Genomic DNA, 1,327 nt, shown 5'->3' with positions numbered 1-1,327 from the left:
CTCGGCTTTCGCAGTTTCCGCGATCAAGTAGATGATCTTGCACGGTTGCGGCGCGGCTGCCTGATCGGGTGCTGAACGCGCGGAAGCATCAGCGGTCTTCTCACCGCCTCTTGCGAGGGGTCCGCTGATGCTTCCGCAGCCGACCGTACCCACTTCCCTGGCTACCTTGTTGGCGGCCGTGCGTCCGTGTTTGACCGCGCCGTCGTATCGGACGTTCTGCCAGCTGGTCTGCGGGTTGATCGTCGCGGGCGGACGTCGGACGGTGACCGGGATGCTCACCGGCGCCGGGCTGGCCCGCGTCTGGCACCACAGCCGCGCCCATCACCTGTTCGCCTACGCCCGCTGGTCTCCCGATCGGCTCGGGCTGGCGCTGCTGCAGCTGGTGGCCGCGCGGCTGGTGCCGGCCGGTCAGCCGATCGAGCTGGTCATCGATGACACGCTGTTCCGCCGCCGCGGGCGCCGGGTGCATGCGGCGTACTGGACCCACGACGGGTCGGCGGCCGACCGACGCAAGATCGGCTACGGCAACCGGTGGGTGATCTGCTGTGTGCTGGTCCGGCTGCCGTTCTGCTCCCGGCCGGTGGCGCTGCCGGTGGGCTTCCGGCTCTGGCGCGGCAAGGGCACCACCACCCCGGTGCAGCTGGCCGTCGAGCTGGTGCAGCTGGTCGCCGAGGCCTTTCCGGAGCGGCGCATCGACGTGGTCGCCGACGCGGCCTACTCCTCCCCGGCGCTGCGCGCGCTGCCCGAGCCGGTGAGCTGGACGCTGCGGCTGCGCCGCAACGCCCGGCTCGACGCGCTGGCCCCGCCACGTACCGGGCGACGCGGCCGTCCCCGGCTACGGGGAGATCGGCTGGGCACCCCCGCCGACCTGGCCGCCACCGCGACCTTCACCGGTGTTGAGGTGCTCCGCTACGGCGTCGGCCAGCAGATCACCGTCACCGCCGTGACCTGCCTGTGGTACGAGCCGTTCCACACCCGCACCTGCCGAGTGGTGCTGATCCGCGAGACCGGCACCACCACCGGCTACGACCTCGCCCTGCTCACCACCGACCTCGACAGCCCGCCCGCGGCGATCGTGGAACGCTACGCCGCCCGCTGGAGCATCGAGGTGGCGATCTTCGACGCCAAGCAGATCACCGGCGCCGGCCAGGCCCGCAACCGGCTGCGCACCGCCGTGGAGCGCACCGTGCCCTTCGCCCTGCTCGTCCAGACCCTCGTCGTGCTCTGGTACACCGACCACGGCGACCCGGCCGGCGACCTCGCCGCCATCCGCGCCGCCGCCCCCTGGTACACCACCAAGGCCGAACCGTCCTACGCCGACATGCAC

At 72.0% G+C, this 1,327-nt stretch carries 2 protein-coding genes; one reads left to right on the top strand and one right to left on the bottom strand.

All coding sequences use genetic code 11. From position 1 onward, the window contains the following. The coding region (locus E4P41_RS22915; RefSeq protein ID WP_209307866.1) for a hypothetical protein at positions 1–279 on the bottom strand (279 nt) is incomplete at its 3' end. On the opposite strand from E4P41_RS22915, the gene E4P41_RS21715 reads away from it, so the two are divergent. Next, positions 179–1,327: transposase (locus E4P41_RS21715; protein ID WP_245177563.1), on the top strand; the 1,149-nt coding region annotated here is incomplete at its 3' end. The genes E4P41_RS22915 and E4P41_RS21715 overlap by 101 nt on opposite strands.

The sequence above is a fragment of the Geodermatophilus sp. DF01-2 genome (assembly GCF_004571065.1).
Classification (GTDB): Bacteria; Actinomycetota; Actinomycetes; order Mycobacteriales; family Geodermatophilaceae; genus Geodermatophilus.
The sequence above is the reverse complement of the archived record's forward strand: the minus strand, read 5'-3'. Positions and strand labels throughout refer to the sequence as shown.